This window comes from Rhodopila sp., from assembly GCF_965276935.1.
In the GTDB taxonomy this organism is placed as follows: Bacteria; Pseudomonadota; Alphaproteobacteria; order Acetobacterales; family Acetobacteraceae; genus Rhodopila.
The window spans coordinates 1,743,881-1,763,737 of record NZ_CBDIBS010000003.1; the positions used below are offsets into that span (position 1 = coordinate 1,743,881).

At 64.8% G+C, this 19,857-nt stretch carries 20 protein-coding genes; 3 read left to right on the forward strand and 17 right to left on the reverse strand.

The features are described 5' to 3' along the window. Positions 1-113: 113 nt before the first annotated feature. The gene (locus tag ACQY4S_RS15955) at positions 114-737 is read right to left on the reverse strand and encodes a DsbA family oxidoreductase (protein WP_428486169.1); all 624 of its coding nucleotides are present in this window, start codon (positions 735-737) and stop codon (positions 114-116) included. On the opposite strand from ACQY4S_RS15955, the gene ACQY4S_RS15960 reads away from it, so the two are divergent. After that, entirely contained in the window at positions 732-1,004 is a 273-nt protein-coding gene (locus ACQY4S_RS15960) for a hypothetical protein (RefSeq protein ID WP_428486170.1), read from the forward strand. The genes ACQY4S_RS15955 and ACQY4S_RS15960 overlap by 6 nt on opposite strands. A 149-nt stretch (positions 1,005-1,153) precedes the next feature. On the opposite strand, the gene ACQY4S_RS15965 is transcribed toward ACQY4S_RS15960, so the two are convergent. The 9 genes from ACQY4S_RS15965 to ACQY4S_RS16005 form a co-directional block, all read right to left on the reverse strand. Continuing rightward, positions 1,154-2,779, reverse strand: a complete 1,626-nt coding sequence (locus ACQY4S_RS15965) for an ABC-F family ATP-binding cassette domain-containing protein (protein ID WP_428486171.1) — start codon at positions 2,777-2,779, stop codon at positions 1,154-1,156. An 88-nt stretch (positions 2,780-2,867) separates the two neighbouring features. After that, complete coding sequence (locus ACQY4S_RS15970) at positions 2,868-3,419, reverse strand: gamma carbonic anhydrase family protein (RefSeq protein WP_428486172.1); 552 nt, start codon at positions 3,417-3,419, stop codon at positions 2,868-2,870. Then, positions 3,412-4,359 carry an N-acetyl-gamma-glutamyl-phosphate reductase gene (gene argC, locus ACQY4S_RS15975; RefSeq protein ID WP_428486173.1) on the reverse strand — a complete coding sequence of 316 codons (948 nt, stop codon included), beginning with the start codon at positions 4,357-4,359 and terminating at the stop codon, positions 3,412-3,414. The genes ACQY4S_RS15970 and argC overlap by 8 nt, the downstream gene beginning before the upstream one ends. A gap of 376 nt (positions 4,360-4,735) precedes the next feature. Next, positions 4,736-5,152 (reverse strand): hypothetical protein, encoded by a 417-nt coding sequence (locus tag ACQY4S_RS15980; RefSeq protein ID WP_428486174.1) that lies wholly within the window; start codon positions 5,150-5,152, stop codon positions 4,736-4,738. Next, a complete protein-coding gene (locus ACQY4S_RS15985; protein ID WP_428486175.1) occupies positions 5,149-6,084 on the reverse strand; it encodes an alpha/beta fold hydrolase in 936 nt (311 codons plus the stop codon). Before ACQY4S_RS15985 ends, ACQY4S_RS15980 begins: the two co-directional genes overlap by 4 nt. Positions 6,085-6,312: 228 nt before the next feature. Beyond that, positions 6,313-7,443, reverse strand: coding sequence for a pyridoxal phosphate-dependent aminotransferase (locus ACQY4S_RS15990; protein ID WP_428486176.1), 1,131 nt, complete (start codon positions 7,441-7,443; stop codon positions 6,313-6,315). Positions 7,444-7,624: 181 nt separating this feature from the next. Beyond that, positions 7,625-8,290, reverse strand: coding sequence for a DUF1223 domain-containing protein (locus ACQY4S_RS15995; RefSeq protein ID WP_428486177.1), 666 nt, complete (start codon positions 8,288-8,290; stop codon positions 7,625-7,627). Positions 8,291-8,550: 260 nt separating this feature from the next. Then, positions 8,551-8,940 carry a cupredoxin domain-containing protein gene (locus ACQY4S_RS16000; protein WP_428486178.1) on the reverse strand — a complete coding sequence of 130 codons (390 nt, stop codon included), beginning with the start codon at positions 8,938-8,940 and terminating at the stop codon, positions 8,551-8,553. A gap of 91 nt (positions 8,941-9,031) precedes the next feature. After that, on the reverse strand, positions 9,032-9,823 hold the full coding sequence (locus tag ACQY4S_RS16005) for an arsenite methyltransferase (RefSeq protein WP_428486179.1): 792 nt from the start codon (positions 9,821-9,823) through the stop codon (positions 9,032-9,034). Positions 9,824-10,039: 216 nt separating this feature from the next. Between ACQY4S_RS16005 and ACQY4S_RS16010 the strand changes: the two genes are divergently transcribed. Next, the gene (locus tag ACQY4S_RS16010) at positions 10,040-11,674 is read left to right on the forward strand and encodes a flavin-containing monooxygenase (RefSeq protein ID WP_428486180.1); all 1,635 of its coding nucleotides are present in this window, start codon (positions 10,040-10,042) and stop codon (positions 11,672-11,674) included. A gap of 227 nt (positions 11,675-11,901) precedes the next feature. Here ACQY4S_RS16010 and ampC read toward each other — a convergent pair whose 3' ends face one another. From ampC to ACQY4S_RS16025, 3 genes are all read right to left on the reverse strand, one after another. Then, positions 11,902-13,044: a class C beta-lactamase gene (gene ampC, locus ACQY4S_RS16015; protein WP_428486181.1), complete on the reverse strand. Its 1,143-nt coding sequence runs from the start codon at positions 13,042-13,044 to the stop codon at positions 11,902-11,904. A 704-nt stretch (positions 13,045-13,748) separates the two neighbouring features. Beyond that, positions 13,749-14,660 (reverse strand): hypothetical protein, encoded by a 912-nt coding sequence (locus ACQY4S_RS16020; RefSeq protein ID WP_428486182.1) that lies wholly within the window; start codon positions 14,658-14,660, stop codon positions 13,749-13,751. Positions 14,661-14,766: 106 nt separating this feature from the next. Continuing rightward, positions 14,767-15,135 (reverse strand): hypothetical protein, encoded by a 369-nt coding sequence (locus tag ACQY4S_RS16025; protein ID WP_428486183.1) that lies wholly within the window; start codon positions 15,133-15,135, stop codon positions 14,767-14,769. Positions 15,136-15,137: 2 nt separating this feature from the next. Here ACQY4S_RS16025 and ACQY4S_RS16030 point away from each other — a divergent pair. Further along, positions 15,138-16,080, forward strand: a protein-coding gene (locus tag ACQY4S_RS16030) for an IS630 family transposase (RefSeq protein ID WP_428486184.1) whose coding sequence is annotated in 2 segments (ribosomal slippage) — positions 15,138-15,473 and positions 15,475-16,080 — 942 coding nt in all. Because the reading frame shifts where the segments join, the coding sequence is not laid out codon by codon here. A gap of 49 nt (positions 16,081-16,129) precedes the next feature. Here the strand turns inward: ACQY4S_RS16030 and ACQY4S_RS16035 are convergent. From ACQY4S_RS16035 to ACQY4S_RS16050, 4 genes are all read right to left on the reverse strand, one after another. Further along, a complete protein-coding gene (locus ACQY4S_RS16035) occupies positions 16,130-17,542 on the reverse strand; it encodes an MFS transporter (protein ID WP_428486291.1) in 1,413 nt (470 codons plus the stop codon). Positions 17,543-17,544: 2 nt separating this feature from the next. Next, the gene (locus tag ACQY4S_RS16040) at positions 17,545-17,991 is read right to left on the reverse strand and encodes a DUF421 domain-containing protein (protein ID WP_428486185.1); all 447 of its coding nucleotides are present in this window, start codon (positions 17,989-17,991) and stop codon (positions 17,545-17,547) included. 1 nt (position 17,992) lies between these two features. Further along, positions 17,993-18,505, reverse strand: a complete 513-nt coding sequence (locus ACQY4S_RS16045) for a hypothetical protein (RefSeq protein WP_428486186.1) — start codon at positions 18,503-18,505, stop codon at positions 17,993-17,995. An 86-nt stretch (positions 18,506-18,591) separates the two neighbouring features. Beyond that, on the reverse strand, positions 18,592-19,854 hold the full coding sequence (locus ACQY4S_RS16050) for an MSMEG_0569 family flavin-dependent oxidoreductase (protein WP_428486187.1): 1,263 nt from the start codon (positions 19,852-19,854) through the stop codon (positions 18,592-18,594). Positions 19,855-19,857: the final 3 nt, after the last annotated feature.

Below are 19,857 nucleotides of genomic sequence, written 5' to 3' on the forward strand. Positions count from 1 at the left end.
TCATGCCGTCAAAGCCCAGAGCGTGGCGCACCGGGATAAGCGACGTTCACTGACAAGCAGGCCCTGCGCTGAATGACAGGCGCGGCTGCAAGACCGGGCAATAATGCCGCCGGCTAGAGCCGCACCGCGTCAACCGTTGCAATGTCCAGCAACCGCTCGATCACCTCGGGTTCCTGAGCGCCGGCGATGGCATGATTGCCCTCCAGCACAAAGCAGGGCACGCCGTTGATACCCAGCCGATGCGCGCGAAGATTGTCAGCGTGAACGGCTTCCGCCTCTTGCTCGCTGGCCAGGAAGCGGCGCACGGCGACGGCGTCCATGCCATAGGCGGTTGCGATCGCCGCCAGCACGTCGTGGTCGCCAATATCGTATCCGTCGGTGAAATGCGCGGCGAACAAAGCCTCCACCATCTCATCGCCTTGGCCGTAGCGGGTGGCATAGCGGACCAGACGGTGCGCATCGACAGACGATGGTGTGCGACGGATGCGGTCGAAACGAAACCGCACGCCTTCGAGCCGGCCGACCTCAGTGATTGTCGCGTATAGCCGCCGAGCCCGATCCTCGCCGCCGAATTTCCGCACGACGTAGTCAGGCCGGGACATCCCCAGGCGCGGCATGTCGGGATTGAGCAGGAACGGCCGCCAAGTCAGTTCGAACAGGATGTCGGGCCGGCGACGCAACGTGCGGATCAGCCGCCGGACACCCAGGTAGCACCAGGGGCACACGAGATCATGCACGATCTCGATACCAAGGCGCGCCTTCGGTGGAGCGAGGATATTCACGCCATGAGTGTGGCCGGTTGTCCGCTGGTTGTCACGCGGTTATCACTTGGTGAGCTTTCAGGCGGAAGGCGCACCCGTCGCTTTACATCCCTGCCGTGGCGCCATGTCCAGGAACGTCCGGAGCTGCTGCCAGAACTTCGCCGGCCCGGTGGCATCATGACCGCTTATGTCGGCGCGGGCTGGAATGAGCGGCAGGCGGCCATTCTTTACCTGCGTCATTGACTGCTCCACGAGGGGCCTGGAAAGGTCATGGCAAAGCCGCCTTCAGGCTGGGGGACCACGATTTCACGAACAGCGGAATGCGAATGACATCCCATAGGTACGCTAATCCTGGGCATTCGATTGCAAGGTCCAAGAAGCATCATCAACCGCTACGCCACCTTCCGCTTTCCCTTCACCTTGCCCACCCGCATCTGGTTCGGCGCGGTCCCGCCCTTCGCCCGCTCCAGCACGAACCGGGCATAGTCGTCCATGTCGCCATTGAACGGCATCACCGTCCCGTCCGCCGCCAGCCACAGCCGGTCCGCCACCAGCTCCATCAGCGACCGGTCGTGCGTGATCAGGATTACCGCGCCGCAATAATCGTTCAGCGCATCCAGCAGCGCGCGACGGCTGTCGATGTCCAGGTGGTTGGTCGGCTCGTCCAGGATCAGCAGATGCGGCGCCGTCATCGCCACCAGGTTCAGCAGCAGCCTGGCTCGTTCGCCGCCGGACAGGTTCTCCACCGTGGTGGACTGCTTGTCGAACCCCAGCCCGAACTGCGCCAGCCGCGACCGGTGCGACGTTTCGCTGTCATCCGGCCGTTCCCGCCGGATGATGTCCAGCGGCGTGTCGGCGGGGTTCAGCGCCTCGATCTGGTGCTGGTGGAACCAGCCGACCTTGATGCGGCGCTCGCGCTGCAGGTGGCCCGACTGCAGTTCCAGCGCCCCGGCGGCCAGCTTGGCGAAGGTGGACTTGCCGGCGCCGTTGACGCCGAGCAGCCCGATGCGGTCGTCCACGTCCAGCCGCAGGTCCAGCCGGCGCAGCACCGGTTCGCCGCCATAGCCGACCGCCGCCGCTTCCAGCCGCATCAATGGCGGCGCCAGAGGCCGCGTCGGCGACGGTAGAGTGAACGGCGCGACCCGTTCCTCGATCGTGGCGGCGATCGGCTCCAGCTTGGCCAGACGCTTCATCCGCGACTGTGCCTGGGCGGCCTTGCTGGCCTTGGCGCGGAACCGGTCGACGAAGCTTTGCAGGTGTGCCCGCTCCGCCTCCTGCTTGGCGCGGAAGGCCGATTGCAGCCGAACCTTCTCGCCGCGCCGGCGCTCGAAGTCGTCGTAGCCGCCGGTGTACAGGTCCAGCTTGCCGCCCTGCAGGTGCAGGATGCTGTCGACGGAGTTGTTCAGCAGCTCGCGGTCGTGGCTGATGATGATCGCGGCATTGGGGTACTTCCGCAGTCGCGCCTCCAGCCACAACGCGCCCTCCAGATCGAGGTAGTTGGTGGGCTCGTCCAGCAGCAGCAGGTCGGGTTCGGCGAACAGCGCGGCGGCGAGAGCGACGCGCATGCGCCAGCCACCGGAGAACTCGGCCATCGGGCGGCCCAGGTCGGCGGTGGAAAACCCCAGCCCGGCGAGGATCTCGGACGCACGGGCCGGCGCGCGGTCGGCGTCGATCTCCGCCAGGCGGGCATAGAGGTCGGCGATGCGTTCCGGTTCGGCGGTTTCCAGTTCGGCGTGCAGCGCATCCCGCTGCTCGTCGGCGGCCAGGATGGTGTCGAGCAGGCTGACCGGTGTCGCCGGGTGCTCCTGCGCCACGGTTGCCACGCGGGCGGCGCGGGGCAGGCCGATGTCGCCGCCATCCGGTGACAGCTCGCCCAGGATCAGCTTGAACAGCGTCGATTTGCCGACGCCGTTGCGCCCAACCAGGCCCACCTTGGCGTTGAGCGGCAGGGTGACGCTGGCATGGTCGAAGAAGCGCCGTCCCCAGGCGTTGAAAACAAGGTCATCGATTTGAAGCATTTACAGGTGCTGTCCGGTGCGTCTGTGTATGGACGCGCTGTCTAGCCGGTGCCGGCCGACATGGCGAGCCTCAAGACGTCGGCTGGTGTTACCCGCTCGCCTTCAACCCGGCACGGAACCGCTTCGCCAGCGCCCGGTAGGAAATCGCATTGCGGTCGAAGCCGCCGCGTTCCTCCGCATCCATCACCCGCCGCAGCTTGGCGGGCGATCCGGTCCACAGCTCGTTCGGGCCGATCACCTTCCCCGGCGTCAGCAATCCGCCGGCGGCGAGCATGCCGCCTTCCTCGATCACCGCGCCGTCCAGCACGGTGGCGCTGATGCCGACAAAGGCGCGGTTCTTCAGGATGCAGCCGTGAATCACCGCGCTGTGCCCGACGGTGACATCATCGCCGATCACCGTGGCGAAGCCACCGGAGTCAACATGGACCACCACATGGTCCTGGATGTTGCTGCGCTCCCCGATGCGGATGCTGTTCATGTCGCCGCGCAGCAGGGCATGGAACCAGATGCCGCTCTCGGCGCCGATCACCACATCGCCGATTACCGCGGCGGTGGGAGCGATGAACACGTCCGGCGCGATCCGTGGCGTGATGCCGTCCAGCGAGAAGACGGTGCCGACCGGCCAAGGGCTCTCAGGCATCCGCCATCTCCCGCGCACCTACCCCTGTATGCAGGCCGAGCATCAGGGCGATGTTCTGGACGGCGGCGCCGGAGGCGCCTTTGCCGAGGTTGTCCAGGCGCGCCAACAGCAGCGCGTGGCGATAGTCCTGGTTGGTGTGGACATACAGTTCCAGCCGGTCGGTGTCATTCAGTGCCTCGGGTTCCAGCTTGCCATCGGCGGGGGACCGCGGCACGCGCACCAGGTCGCAGCCGGCGTAGCGGGCCCGCAGCGCGTCGCGCAGATCGTCGCCGGACGGCTTGCCGGGCAGCGTGTCCAGATGCAGCGGGACCGAGACGAGCATGCCCTGGCGGTAATGCCCGACCGAGGGGACAAAGATCGGTCGCCGGCTCAGGCCGCCGTGAAGCTGGGTCTCTGGCACATGCTTGTGCTCCAGATCGAGCGCATAGAGTTCGAACGCCGGACCATGACGGGCGTCATGCGCCTGGATCATCGCCTTGCCGCCGCCGGAGTAGCCGGAGACGGCGTTGATGGTGACCGGATAATCCGGCGGCAGCAGGCCAGCATCGACAAGTGGGCGGATCAGGCTGATCGCGCCGGTAGGATAGCAGCCGGGGTTGGCGACATTCTGGGCCGCGGCGATGCGATCGGCCTGGTTCGGCGCCAGTTCCGCGAAGCCGTAGATCCAGTGGGGGTCGACGCGGTGCGCCGTGCTGGCGTCCAGCAGCTTCGGCACGGCGCTGCCCAAAGCGGCGGCCAGACCAGCCGACTCGCGCGCGGCGGCGTCGGGCAGGCACAGGACGACAAGATCGACCTCGGCCATGAGGTCACGGCGAGCCGAAGGATCACGGCGCCGGTCGGCGGACAGGCTTCTGACTTCGATGTCGGGCATCGCTGCCAGACGTTCGCGAATGCCCAGGCCGGTGGTGCCGGACTCGCCATCAATGAAGACCGTTGCCATGCGTCGCGCGCTTCCTTTCGATGGCTGCCAGAAGGCGGCTGCCAGAAGGTGTGAGAGAACCGATCCTCGGGTTGTGGAGACCGAAAAGCAAGAGGCGGTCTAGCCAGGCCGCCAAGGGGCTGCCCAAGGGGGCTACCATGAGAGCTGCCTGGGAGGGATCGTCGCGGGACAATCGCTTCGCGCATATACGCCAGAAGTGCAGATTAGCCGAGAATGATCTTGGTGCCCCGCTGTGTAGCCGCGACGCTGCTCCACTTCTGGTTCTAGCAAAAGCGTCGGCACGCTCGGGCAGGCCAGCAATGCTGGATTTACGCGCGACAGGACGCCAATGAGCGGTTGGGCCCGCGACTTGCCATCAGCCACTTGACCACGCCGGTCAAACCACCTTCTCGGGTGCATCCGCGACGGCCGGGATCCGATACAGCCGCCCGGTCGCTTCCAGATCGCGTCGTGTCCACGGACCGCCGACACCTTCGATCATCCAGCCCAGAATGGCCCACAGGTCGGTGTCGAGTACGCCGTCGTCGATCGGTTCAAGCGCATCCACCACAGCGTATAGTTCGAGGCCTGATGGAAACGGCTCGCCGCTCCGGCCAATGAAGACCAGGGCGTAGCACAACCCCGATGGCGCCGTGACGAACCCAGGTTCCGCCAGACCGACACGGTCGAGATCGAAGGTCCGCCTGAAATAATCGCGAAACTCCGGGTAATGGCCGATGCGATCCTCGGCGAGCGCGAACGCAAGTCGCTTGCCAGCAAGATTAGGCTTCTTGACGACGGCAACGCCGGTCATCGGTCGGTTTCCTTTTGCCCGTCGAGGCGGTCAAGAAATGCACTGACAAGCTCCGCGATCTCAGGGCCGGAATCCTCCTGGAGAAAGTGGCGGCCGGTGACCAGATGGGGTCCTTCCGCGTGCGGCAGCAACGTCTTGAACCTGTTGGCGAAGGTCGCGGCGTCGAAGACATCGTCCTCGCGCCCCCAAATGATCATCGCGGGCAGCTTCGTGGCGGCGAGTTCGCGCTCAAGCCAGGCGAACCGCTCCCGCGCGCGAGCGCTTTCATCGAGCGGGATCCAGCGCGGCCACACCCAGGTCAGCAGACGTGTCTCCGCATCCGGCAGCACCGCCTCATAGGCCGGTTGCGCGACACGGCGAAACTTTTCCCGGTTGACGACCGACAGATAGACACCGCGGCTCGCCAGGACGTTGTGGCGGCCAAGCAGATACGGCCCAACCAGCGGCGCATGCATCGTACGCCATGGAAAGATGCGGCTGTGGAACGCGCCGGGCGGGTCCGGCCAGGCCCACGTGCTCATGACGACAAGGGCGCGCACCCGTTCCGGCTGGCTCATGGCGAAGGACAGGCCGGTCGGTCCGCCCCAGTCGTGGCAGACCACCGTCACCCGCGTAAGCTGGAGCTGACGGACCAGGCCGCTCAGATCGGCAATATGTCCGTCCAGCGTGTGCGCGGATTCGCGTGTCGGTTTCTCGGAGAGGCCGAAACCGATCATGTCCGGCACGACAACCCGTCGCCCCGACCGCACCAGCGGGCCGATCACATCACGATAGAGGAACCCCCAGGTCGGATTGCCGTGCAGCAGGATGACCGGATCACCCTCGCCTTCGTCGACGTAGTGCATCCGCCAACCGTTGACGCGCGCGAATTTCGGCGCGAATGGCCATTGGTCGCGCGCGGCCGCGGGCAGTCCCAGGACTTCGTGGGTCATCTTACCCCCAACAGGATGTCGCCACCGGCAGTCTGTTCATACACCCAGGCGCCTGTATACAGCTTGACCAACACCGCAAAAGTGCCTCGGCAAATCCGTCAGCCAATCCGGTGAGGCATTGACCAGCGCGGACTCCACCCCAAGGTCCGTACCGAACCGACCGTGAAGAACTGCAGGTCCTTGAACTCTGGCCTTTCCTAGCGCGTATGGACCTGTTGGCCTGCATCATCAGACCGCTTCCAGGACATTCAGATAGACGTCAATCGCCTTCAGCCCTGCCCGCACGCCAGGTTGGCCCAGGCTGATGCGGAGCCTGTCGTCGGCGATCGCGGCCAGCGGAGAACGCCAAAGGCTGGCGGGGAGCAGCAGGGTTCCCGCTTCCGCTATAAGGCGGGCCGCGAAGGCTTCAGCGCCCTCGGCGCCGCGATAGCGCGGAAAGGCGAACGCCAGGTTGCGGGGCGGGTCGGCCTCGAACAGCGCGGCGTGGCGGCACAGCAGCCGGTCCAGATGCTGGCGGTTGGCCGTCCCCAGCGCTCGCGTGCGCCCGGTCAGAAGCGCCTCCTCGCGCAGCGCGATCTGCGCCAACAACTCGGTCGGCGCCGCCAGGCAGCTCGAAAGCGCCGCCTTCGCGGTGGCGATACGGGCCAACAGTGCCCGGTCGTGGCAGGCCGCCCAGCCGACGCGCAGCCCGGGCAAGCCAAAGCCTTTCGACAGGGCATTGATCGACACGCCACGCTCATACACATCCGCCACGGGCGGCGACTGCCGTGCCGGCTCGCTGACGGTCTGGCGATACACCTCGTCGTTGACCAGCCATACGCCGCGGGCGCGGCAGAGCGCGACCAGCGCGGCCTGTGTCGCCGGGTCCAGCACCGCGCCGGTCGGGCTGTTGGGGAAGTTCGTCAGGACCAGCCGGGTTTCAGGTTTCATCGCCGCGGCAACCCGCGCCACGTCGAGCCTGAAGCTTTCGGGTTCGAGGCGCACGCCGGTGGCGCCCACCCGGTCGGTCACCGCCCATTCCAGCGGCTGATAGATCGGCAGCACCACCACGGCGTGGTCACCGGGTGCCAGCAGCGCACGGGCCACGCAGGCCATGGCTTCCTGCGCGCCGGCACAGCAGATGACATCGTCCGCCTGCAGTCCGTCATGCCGCGCGGCGATCAGCGCGCGCAGAGCGAGGCCCCCATGGGGTGAGGCATAACCGAGCGGAAGTTGCTCCCAGTTCGCCCGCTCTTGCGGTGTGGCCAGTGCCAGAAGGGCGGAGAGCGACAACGTTTCCGAGTGCGAGGCGCTCAGATCGTGCCGTGCGGCGTCGTGCCAACGCGCTAGAAAGGCCCCGATATGAAAGGTTTCGCTCATCGGCAAGCCGCCGGGATGGACGCGACACGAAGCGAATTGCTGACGATCTCGCTTCCGACTCGGCTTATCAGCCGGCCCCGGACCACCCGGCACGCAGCAGCAAAGTAGATCATTGGGGCGCTGTATCGGTGATCGCCGCCTAACGCAAGGCGGATGCGGCCCGGACCAGCATCGGCATGCCCTACGACGCGGTGCCGGCAAGCCGGCCCGCGCCGAGCAATCGGCCGTTGTCCGCCTGCACGATGACCGCGACAGCTTCCCCGATCGGCACCGCGGCCTTCAAGTGCAGCACCTGGCCCGTCCAGCTACCGGCGACGGTCATGGAGCGGACGATGTTGGCTTCGAGCAGCGTGCGTCCACCATTTTCCCCACGCCCGACATGGGTCTGATGCTGGCGGTCGTAGCCGAACAGCAACACCGTGCCGCGTCCTGTTCCCGCGCCGACCGTGATCGTCAGTGCGTCTCCCGCACGCGCGATGCCGACCGAGGCAGCCGTTCTTGCTTCGCTCTCCGCACGCGCCAGGGTTGCCTCGACGGCGGGGCGGTCGGAGCCGATCACGTCGTGCTGGCCGTCCACCACCATGGCGGGGGTATATACGTCCGGGCTGACGGAAAGGGCGACGTAATGACGCTGCCGCTCGGTCGCGCTGGCGAACGAGAACGGGTCCTGCCAACCAAGATTGTTCCAATAGGTGACATGGAACGTCAGCGGCAGAAGGTCCGGCCGGGTACGCGCAAGATCGGCGACGACCGCATCCGCAGGCGGGCATGACGAACAACCTTGAGACGTGAACAGCTCCACGACCAGCGGGCGCTTGCCGTCCTGCGCCCACGCGAAGACGGGCATCAGGCATCCGATCCCAAGTGCAAGCCACTGAACGCGCATGTGTACCTCCTGCGGAGAGACCGGGCATCGGACGGTTGCCTGGTGCCTGCGGCAACCTCGGGAATGCGGTGCCGCGCGGACTCTTCCCACATAGTCCGCCGGAAGCGTTCCAAAGTTACACTGCGGCACAGATAATACCAACGCGCACAGGTATTGATCCAAAGGCCGACGCCAAACCTCAGCGCGCGGCCGAGTAGCCGAAGCGGTCCAGCAACCGTCTTTCAGTCCACCTTGATGCCGCCGACCATTCCGTTCCAGTCATGGTCGGCGCAAGTCAGCCCGTAGTCCCCCTTGACGCGCGGGATCAGCAATCCGCGGGCCGAATGGCCTGGCTGCACGACGACCTCGATTCCGCCATTGGCCAGCAGGCGCCTGTCGCGCACGGTGGCGGAGCGGAAGAAGTCGGGCGCGGTAAATTCGTGCATTTCCTTGCCACGGTTCTCCAGACGAAGTTCGTAGGCTTTGCCTTGCTGAAAGGTGACGTGGTCCGGCTGGAACTGATCGTCGATCATGACCACGGTCATGATCTTGGCATGCGACCATTGATCCGCGGCACGGGCGACAGGCGGTAACGCCAGGACAACGAGCAGGGTAGCGAAAAGGCTTTTCATCCTCACGTCAGATCGTATTCATCAACCGGTCCGCAACTCAGCATACTGTGCGTTCGAGCATGGTCATGGGCATCGTGCGAGGGTTGGCTGTTCAGGGTTTCCGCGCTTCGATCGTAGCGGATACCACGCAATCCTCGATCCCTCTCCCCGGCGCCCACGAAGCTATGAAAGCTCGGCTTTCCGGCTTGACCGTGACCCGCACCTGCTCGAAACCGGCCTCGACCAGCCAGGCCTCGATCCGGTCCGCCGGCGCCGCGCCGGAAACACAGCCGCAGATCAGCTCGGTATCGCCCTGAAGGTCGGCGGACAGCGGTGCGACGTTTACCACGTCGGAGATCGCCAGTCGTCCGCCCGGTTTCAACGTGCGAAACGTCTCTCGGAACACCTGCGCCTTGTCCGGCACCAAATTGATGACGCAGTTCGACAGGATGACGTCGGCGGTATTGTCGGCGACCGGCAGATGCTCCAGTTCGCCCAGGCGGAATTGCACGTTCACCGCGCCGATGCGCACGGCATTGTCGCGCGCCTTCGCCAGCATTTCATGCGTCATGTCGACGCCGATCACGCGCCCCATGGCGCCTACCTGGGCCGCCGCGAGGAAGCAGTCGAACCCCGCCCCGCTGCCCAGGTCGATCACCGTCTCGCCCGGACGCAGCGCCGCGATCGCCTGCGGATTGCCGCAGCCCAGGCCGAGATTGGCACCGTCGGGGACCGCCGCCAGATCGACATCCGAGTAGCCCATCCGGCGGCTCTTGTCGCGTGCGTCGGATGGCGTGGCAGCGCCGCAGCAGGATGCGGCCGGCGCGCGGCAGTCCGCCGGATCAGCTTGCGCGATGCTGCCATAGCGTTCGCGGACCATGGTTTTGATATCCGGCGCATCCATGCGGTGTCTCCAGCGGGTTGACGGCGCAACCACGGCGTCTCAGATCATCGCTTACCATATCTGCGCCGCACCGCCCAGCACCGCACTACGACGCGCTGTCGCCGAACCTGGACAGCGGCGGGTTCGGCTACTGGCGACGGCATTGCATGATAGGACACCGCTGGCTCCCTGGCCTTGGGTAGCGGCAGGAATGATCGACAGGAGATTGGGATAGCGATGGCACGTACAATGACGGCACCCTCGGACGGTCAGGCCGGCGAACTTGACGCGCTGGTGATCGGCGCCGGATTTGCCGGCCTTTACCAATTGCTGTGCCTGCGCGACCGGCTGGGTCTTTCGGTGCGCCTGCTGGAAGCCGGCGACGGCGTCGGCGGCACCTGGTATTGGAACCGCTATCCCGGCGCGCGATGCGATTCCGAAAGCCATTCCTACTGCTATGCCTTTTCCAAGGAACTGACGCAGGAATGGGACTGGTCGGAACGCTATCCCGGTCAGCCGGAGATCATGCGCTACATGAACCATGTCGCCGATCGGTTCGACCTGAAGCGCAGCATTCGGTTCAGCACCCGGGTAACCGCCGCGCACTACGACGCGGCCTCGAACCGCTGGACCGTGCGCACCGAAAGGGGCGAGCAGTTCATCACGAAATTCCTGATCACCGCCGTCGGCTGCTTGTCCACGGCGAACGTCCCGAACATTCCGGGCCTGGAGGATTTCGCCGGCGACTGGTACCACACCGGCCAATGGCCGCATGACGGCGTCGATTTCACCGGCAAGCGGGTCGGGCTGGTCGGCACCGGTTCCACCGGCATCCAGGCGACCCCGGTCATCGCCGAGACGGCCGCGCACCTGACGGTGTTCCAGCGCACCGCCAATTACAGCGTGCCGGCCCGCAATGCCCCGCTGACGCCGGAGTTCAAGCGTTACGTCAAGGAGAATGCCACCCAGATCCGGCAGGTGATGCACGGCACCACCAACGGTCACCCCTTTACCATCTCGGAACGCCTGGCACATGAAGCCTCACCCGAGGAACGCCAGGCACTGTATGAAGCCGCCTGGAACACCGGCGGCCTGCAATTTCGTGCGGTGTTCCAGGATCTGATGGTGGACAAGGCGGCCAACGACACGGCGGCCGATTTCATCCGCGGCAAGATCCGGCAGATCGTCAAGGATCCTGTCACCGCCGCGACGCTGTCCGACATCGACCATCCCTATGCGGCCAAGCGCCCACCGATCGACACCAACTATTTCGAGACCTTCAACCGCGACAACGTGTCCCTGGTCGATGTACGGGCGGCACCCATCGAGCGGATCACGCCGCTCGGCATTCGCACCGGGGAAGGCGACTATCCGCTGGACGTCATCGTCTTCGCGACCGGCTTTGATGCGATGACCGGCCCGATGCTGCGGATGGATATCCGCGGGCGCGGCGGAAAATCCCTGGCGGAGGAATGGGAAGCCGGCCCCCGCAACTATCTCGGCCTGCAGGTCGCCGGCTTTCCCAACCTGTTCACCATCACCGGCCCCGGCAGCCCGTCCGTGCTCTGCAACATGCCGGTGGCGATCGAGCAGCATGTCGAGTGGATCACCGACTGCATCGCCCATATGCGCGCGCACGGTCTGCAACGGATCGAGGCGAAGGCGCAGGCGGTGGACAACTGGATCGAACAGGTCAACGCCGCCGCCAACGCCACGCTGCTGCCGCAGGCGACACACTCCTGGTACCTCGGCGCCAACGTGCCGGGCAAGCCGCGCGTGTTCATGCCGTATGCGGGGGGCATGGCGCACTACCGGGAAATCTGCGTTGAAGTTGCAGCCAGGAACTATGAGGGGTTCACATTGGATGGATAGATTGGCTCAAGCTACAGTTATATGGCCAGCTCTTCCGTGATTCACGCCTTCTGCCGACGCAGGTCGGCATCCAGGGGGTCCGGTAGCAGCGGAACCAAAAATGCAGTTCAGCCGACCACAGTGAAGCTCAGTTAGCTAGCTGGCGAAGCACGGCCGCTGCTCCTGACCGATAGAGGAGGCCAGCGACATCCGAAGGCAGCCTCCAGGTATGCCATTGAAGGTTTTGCCTAAGGATCGACTGCAATGTCCCGTACGCCGAGCGCTACGAAGATCTGCCGTGCGAGTGCCAGCCGCACCGTGGTCGGGTGGTTTCGGTTGGCCAGAACTACAAGGCCGACCCTCCGGCCCGGGATGAAGGCTATGTATGTGCCGAAGCCATTCGTTGCCCCGGTCTTATTGACGAGGGCAGCTGCCGGTGGAGTCAATGGTGGGTCGATCCGTGTCACCGGATTGGGCTTCAGCACCATGTCGTCGCTGTTCCCGGCTGAGAAATCGGCCGAGGAGACGGGTAGCGGATACCATTCCCAAATTGGGGCTTGGGTCATTGGCCCCGCGCGAAAATAGCCGACGTGGGTAGCGGCCAGGGCCCGGCGCAGCTGCGGGTCCGCTTCGATCAGTCCGAGTTGTGCCCCTACGAACCGCAACAGGTCCCCTGCCGTCGTACGGACGCCATACGCTTCCGTAGCGAGGGGAGCCGGCGACAAGCGGACCGGCCGGCCATCACGGGTGTAGCCTTGGGCGTAATGCCGTTCCTCGGCCTTCGGCACAGCGTAGTAGGTGTGAGCGAGACCGAGTGGCGCGATGACCTTGTCTCGGGCCAGGGCAGCGAAACCGCCCTTCATCGCGCTCGCCGTCGCGACGCCCAGCAGGCCGATGCTCGGATTGGCGTAGGTTCGCACGGTGCCCGGCGGCGACGGCGGCACCCAGCCCTGGTAGTAGGCCGTCAAGTCCGCGCTCGTCTTCACCGTGTCAGGAAGTTGGAGCGGCATGCCTCCGGTCGTGTGCGTCGCGAGGTTTAGCAGCGAGACTTGGTCGAGGTGAGTGCCTTTGAGGTAGGGCAAGTGCCGGCTGACGGGATCATCCCATTTGAGCGCACCGGTCTCGGCCGCGTAAGCGGCCAAGGTCACGGTGAAGGTTTTGCTGACAGAGCCGATCTCGAAAAGCGTGTGCCCATCGACCGGTATGCCAGTTTCCTTCGAGGCGACGCCGTAGGTGAAAACATAGGTCCCGGACGAGGTCACGATGCCGACGGCCGCTCCGGGCGCGCCGGTGATCTTCATGAAACTTCGGACGGCCGCATCGACAGCAGTCCTGTCGGGGACCTGCGCGACCGCCGGCGAGGCGGCGGTGACCAGGATGCTCAACAGCATGTTCGAGAAGCGCCGTCGTGCTATCGGCGCAGTGCTACGACCCCAGTCCAAATCAATACTCCCGTTGTGACGAGGCGTCGTACGACCTCTGTGAGTGCGCCGCCAACGAAGGATTTTAGCCAAGGCGTGACTTCCAAAGCCTCTGCTTAGTGCTAATTGCTCACGTTCGCTTTCAGCCAAAAACGGTCATAGCCCCATTGGGGTACACCCTTGGGGCACGGCTGCATGGAACACTTTCTCCGTGCCATTAGGGTTGCTTCTGGCATTCTGGAACGGTAGCGTTCCAGAGTCCAGAGCTTCGACCGCTCCGCGACCCCGCAATCTCGGACGACGAGAGCTGAAATGTATTTTCGGTTCCGCTGCTACCGGACCCCCATCCATGCCTGTTCTGTTGATAGACAAAAGTATGGACGGTGGCCCTTTGCCCACCGTGACGATTGAGGCCGTCACGCCGACCGGTCAACATCCAAGGCCATTGGCATTAAAGGTTCACGGATGAACAAGTGCCCGCGAGTCGGGCACAATTGCCGCATCCCGCCATGACGGCTGAGGCCGTCTCGCCGACCAATTAACAGGCGATACCGTTGATCTTATACCAACGCGCAGAAATGCTGACTCCTGGTAGATTCCAAAATTGGAGCCTGAAACCTCGCCTTGGTCGCTACGCAGACCCAGATAGAGGTCAAGACTTATGGGCATTGGTATTATACCGCGTCCGGCGTCTTGCCGGCATTTGGAAGCGGCGTCGTGGCCGGCGGCATCGCCGCGCCGGCCAGCAGATCGGTGGCGCTGGCGCTGAGCGCGGTGGCCCAGATCGAGGCGTCCCGTCGCTGCGCCGGCGAAAGACTGGCGAGGCTGGCTGTGCATTCCCCCGCCACCTGGCTCATCGCCGCCGCCCATACCGCCCGGTGCTGCTGCTCGGCCGTCGGACGCGGCTGGGTGGCGGCGGCCGGTGCGGCGGGATGGGCGGGCCCGGCGACGCCAGCCGGCGGAACCGGGACCGCCGAGGGAACCGGACCGGCGGGTTCGGCGACGACCGCCGAGCTAGCGGCCATCGCGGAAGAAGCTGCCGCCGCGGCGGCCACGGCAACCGGATCGATGGAGACCGGATTGGCCGTCACGGGTGCGGCGGCCTGTTCCGCCAGCCGAGCCTGTGCGTCCGCCACGCGCGTCTGCGCCTGGCGCACGACGTCCGCCACCATGGCGTCGTCGACGTCGTCGAACTCAGCCGGGTCAGGCGCCGACGGCGTCTCCGCGTGCAGGCTTTTCTCTAGCGCACGGCGGTTCTGTTCGGCGGCACGGTTGAGCGCGGCGGCATTGCCGCGCAGCCGCAGGATCAGCAACAGCGGGAGGTCATCGGCCATCGACAGGCTGAGCGAGCCGAGCGCCGCGAGGCCGAAGGCGACGATCTGCACGATCATGAGCAGGTCTGCCCCGCTGCGGGCGCGATAGCCGTTCACCGTCTCCATCGCCGCCATGCGGGCCAAGCGGAGGTCGCTTGTGCCATCCGTGAGGAACATCGGCGCAAGCAGGTTGATGAGCAGCGCCATCAGCATGTCGGCCGGGCTGAACGGCCTGTCGTCGGTCGCTGGCGTGGTCTGGGTGGTCGTGTTCATGGTCGCCTGCTGGGAAATTGATCGGCTGCTTCTACCTCAGGTTGTAGAGGAAATCAAGAAAGATTTCCCAATCATTGTTCGAGGCATGACCCTGGTAGGATTCATATCAACAGCTTTTTTGGACCAGGAAGAATGGCGCGCGAATGTTGACCATGAAGAACGCGTCGAAGCGCTTGATCATCCGCGCCCCAATCAAGGCGGTAGGCGTGGTGCCGGCACTGGCGACCAGGATGTCGAGCCTGTCTCCGACGATCGCCTTTACTGTGTTGGCGCGCCTGGCAGGGTCGTCGGGCAAAGCGAAATCGGCCGCTACGGCATCGGCCGTGCCGCCTGCCACCTGCCGCCCCCATCTCAGCAAATCGTCAGGCAGCGTCAGCCTAGAGCATGATCGTTTTAAGTTGACTCCTGCGTGAGTAGGGGTTCCGGCGCGGCCTAAAATCTGATCCAAGCTGTGGGCTGGGTCGGAGGCCAGCATGGATGGGTGCTCCTTACACGTTGGATTTGCGAGAACGCGCTGTCGCGGCATTCCGCTCAGGCAGGAGCCGGCTTGAGACGGCGACCCTCTTCCAGGTCAGTCAGTCGTCTGTGCAGCGGTGGTCGCGGCTGGATCGACAGAAGGGCAGCGTGGCGGCGCAGGGGCTGGGTGGTCATCGGCCCTTCGCACTGGCCAACGAACGCGACAGGATTATCGAACGGATTGCGCAACAGCCGGATCTGCCGTTGCGCGCACTGCTCGCTGAGTTGCAAGACCGTGGCATCACGGTGAGCTATTTTGCTGTCTGGAACATCGTTGACCGCGCTGGTCTCAGCTTTAAAAAAAAGCCTGCACGCCAGCGAGCAGGATCGTCCCAATGTTGCCCGTCGGCGCCTGCAATGGCAAAAGCGGCAGGATAAAGTTGATCCCAGACGGCTTGTTTTTGTAGACGAAACCTGGACGAAGACGAACATGACCCCGATCCGGGGGCGGTGCCCGGTCGGCCAGCGTCTGCTCGCCAAGGTGCCGCATGGTCATCGCCAGACGCAAACCTTCGTTGCCGCCCTGCGATGCGACGGCATTCATGCGCCATGCCTGCTCGATCAGCCGATGAACGCGATCAGTTTTCGCGCCTATGTCGAGCAGTTCCTGGTGCCGACGTTACGACCGGGCGACGTTGTGATCATGGATAATCTGAGCAGTCACAAGGGCCCTGTCATCCGCAAGGCAATCCGGACAGCGGGTGCAAAGCTGATTTTCCTGCCACCCTATAGTCCCGACCTCAACCCGATCGAGCAGGTGTTCGCCAAACTCAAAACCCTGCTGCGCAAGGCCAACGCCCGCACCATCGACGCAGTGATCGAAGCGATCGCCAAGCTCCTCGACGAGTATACCGTCGAAGAATGCGCCAATTACCTCGTCAACTCCGGCTACGGGTCAACCTAAAACGATCATGCTCTAATCTCTTAATCAGCGCCGTCGACAGGTTGATGTTTCACCCACTGCTCGACAACGGCTGCGCCACGTCCTCCAGCGACTTGCCCGCCGCTTCCACGCCAAGCACCACTTCGCACACCGCCGCCCCGATCATCAGCACCGCCGCGCCGGCGTAGCCGCCGGCCACCGCCAACTGGCTGCCCGAGCCGATCAGGTAGCCGAACAGGAACGGCGCGCTGACCCCGCCGATCAGCGTGCCCAAGGCGTAGAACAGCGCGATCGCCATTGCCCGCGTCTCCAGCGGGAATATCTCGCTCGCCGTCAGGTAGGCCGAGCTGGCGGCGGCGGAGGCGATAAAGAACACCACCATCCAGCAGGCTGTCTGCGTCCAGGCGGTCAGTTCGTCCAGGCCGAACAGCACCGCCACGCCAATCAGCAGCACGCCGGCCAGGCCGTAGGTGCCGGCGATCATCGTCTTGCGCCCGACCGTATCAAACAGATGGCCGAGCAGCAGAGGACCAAGAAAGTTTCCGACCGCGAGCGGAAGGATATAGAGGCCGACCTGAGCGCCCTGAATGTGATAGAACGTTGTCAGCACCAGTCCATAGGTGAAGAACACCGCATTGAACAGGAAGGCCTGCGCCACCATCAGGCTTAATGCCAGGAAACTGCGGCCGCGGTTCTTGCCCAGCATCGCGCCCAGGATCAGGCCGAAGCCGAATACCTTGCGCGGATGTACCTTCAGCGTGCCTTTCGCCGGCGGCAGCGGCTTTGCAACCCGCCGCTCGATCTCGGCGGTGGTCTGCTTCGCCTCCTGCTCCCGCCCGTGCGTGATCTGCCAGCGCGGGCTCTCTGGCACGAAGCGCCGCAGGTACAGGATGACGCCGCCCAGCACGGCGCCGATGCCGAAGGCCAGCCGCCAGCCCAGGTCGATGCCGACGATCTTGCCCGACAGCAGCAGCAGTGAGCCAGCCGCGCCGAACGCAGCCCCGGCCCAGTAGCTGCCGTTCACGATCAGGTCGATCCGCCCGCGCAGCCGGGCCGGGATCAACTCGTCAATGGCGGAATTGATCGCCGCGTATTCACCGCCAATGCCCAGGCCGGTCAGGCAGTTGAAGGCGGCGAACGACCAGAAGTTCCAGGCGAAGGCGCTGCACAGCACGCCCAGGATATAGATGCCAAGCGTCAGATTAAAGATCAGCCGCCGGCCAAACCGATCCGTCAGCCAGCCGAACAGCAACGCGCCGGCAACCGCGCCGGCGACGTAACAGGCGGCGATGCTGCCGATGTCCTGATCCGTCAGGCCAAGGGTCTGCCGGTCCTTTAGAATTGGGCCGATGGAACCGACAATCGTCACCTCCAGCCCGTCCAGGATCCAGGTGACGCCTAGGGCGACGACAACCAGCAGGTGGAACTGGCTCCAGGGCAGGCGGTCCAGACGAGCCGGAATATCGGTGGTGATTTCCGGCATGCTCACGCCTTGTGTTCCTCCACGATCGAGATCTTCCCGTCACGTTCGGCTACCGCATAGCGCACCTGATCCAGGCGCATCAACCCGCGCTGACGGGCGGCCGTCATTATGTCCTGTTGGGTCAGGCGCAGGACGGTCATGCGGCGGCTGTTGAATTGCCCGTTCTCGAACACCACGACCGGGGTGCCGTCGACGATGCGGCCGAACCAGTCGAAATGCATCTTCAGCCAGGAAGCCAGGATATGCATCAGCCCGATCGTGCACAGGGCGCTGAAGGCGCCGACCATGCTGTGGTCGTCCCCCAGCACCGGGGCGATGCTGATGCCTGCGGTCATGAACAGGATGACAAGATCGAACGGCGCCATCTGGCTGGCGCTACGCCGGCCGATCAGGCGGACGGAGAACAGCAGAAGCCAGTAGGCAATGGCGGCGCGCAGAACAAGTTGCATGCTATGGCACCACCAACATGGTCCATTTTACGGTGTTGCTGCCGTCGGAAACCTGCATCGGGATGAAACCGAGAGCCGTGGGCGACAGATCAAAGCGCACCAGCGCGTCGTGCTGATCAGCGCGCTCGTTGAACGTGAGCCAGACGCCCGCGTCGCCGATGCTGGCATGCTCGGGCAACGGCGTCGCATGCTGATACCCCATCGGCTCGATCATATGCTGGTCCACCAGCAGCCGAACCGGATGCGCCGCGTCGCTCGGCGTTTTCAAATGCACCGTGACCATGGTGGAGGTGCCGTGGCGCGCGATCGGTTCGTAATCGACGCTGATCTCGCGGGATGGAGACGACTTGGAAGCATGACTGTATGGTCCGCGGCCGAGCAGGCCAAGCAGCGCGCAGGTAACGAAAATAATCATGATCACGCGGCCGGCAAGTTCGACGCGATACCAGCCCACTTCAAAGGTCTGGTTGAAGCCAACCTCGAATTCGTTGTTGACCGGTTCGGCGCCGCGCATTCCGTCTGTTCCTCATCAATGCCTCGAAACAGCGCGACACCGGTGACAGGGTTGCAACAGCAGCCAGTTCAGCTTCTGGCGGCGAGTCAACTTTCGGTGGCGACAAGCTCCCGCGCCGGGGCGAGCCAATCGACGATCCGCTCCGCGAGGAATGCCGCGTCACGACCGACGCCGCCGAAGCGGCCAGAGCCCCAGGTGTAGAGCCAGGGCAGCCCCAGCACGTAGACACCGGGAATGGCGGTGACGCCGCGGGTATGGGTGGGATAGCCGGAACCGTCGAAGATCGGCAAGTCAATCCAGGACCAGTCGCCGCGGAACCCGGTGCACCAGATGATCGCGGTGATGCCCTGGGCGAGCGGGTCGAGTTCGGTGACGGGCCATTCAGGATACCAGGCCGCTGTATAGCGGTGGCCCGGCAGTGCGCTGATGTTCTCACGATCAATGTATTTGTCGATCGTCGCGCAAATGTTGTTGTAGCTGTTGTCGGCGGCGTCGAGGTTCTTTTCCAGATCGTTGGCGAACCGCAGGCGGCCGTCTGCGACATCCGTCAGGCGGCCGTACAGCCGCATGCCGTCCAGGGCGAACTTGCGCAGATCGATGTCGTGCCCGCCGTCGCGGCCGGTCAGGTAGTGGTTGGCCTTCCTGCGCACCTTCTCTCGCAGCGGGTGCTGGTCCACCGGCAGGTCGTACTGGCCGAGGTCGGCCAGCCAGTCCACCGCATCGCGGCCGCGGTAGCCGCGGGGGCAACGCGGTGCGCCGCCGACCACGAGGTGGACCTTGCGGCCATCCAGGTGCAGGTCCTCGGCGATCTGGCAGCCGGACTGGCCACTGCCGACGACCAGCACCTCGCCGGGGGGAAGCTGGCGGCTGTTGCGGTAGGTGGAGGAGTGAAGCTGGGTGATCGTGGCGGGCAGCCGCTCCGCCAGGCGTGGGATGTTCGGCTGGTGGTAGCCGCCGACGGCCAGCACGACGGCGTCGGCGGCGTAGGTGTCATCGGCGGTTTCCAGGCGGAACCCCTTGTCACCTTGTGTTAGGCGGGTGACGCCGACGCCTTCGCGGACAGGGGCATCGATGCGGCGGGCGTAGTCTTCCACATAGGCAACGATGTCGTCGCGCGGCATGAAGCCGTCGGGTTCGTTGCCGGGATAGTCGTAGCCCGGCAGCTTGCATTGCCAGTTTGGGGTCACCAGGCAGAAGCTGTCCCAGCGCTGGGTGCGCCAGGCATGTCCGACGCGGTGCTTCTCCAGCACGACGTGATCGATGTCATGTTTCGACAGGTAGTGGCTGATGGACAGGCCGGCCTGGCTGCCGCCGATGACGGCGACGCTGACGTGGCGGTGTTCGGTCATGCC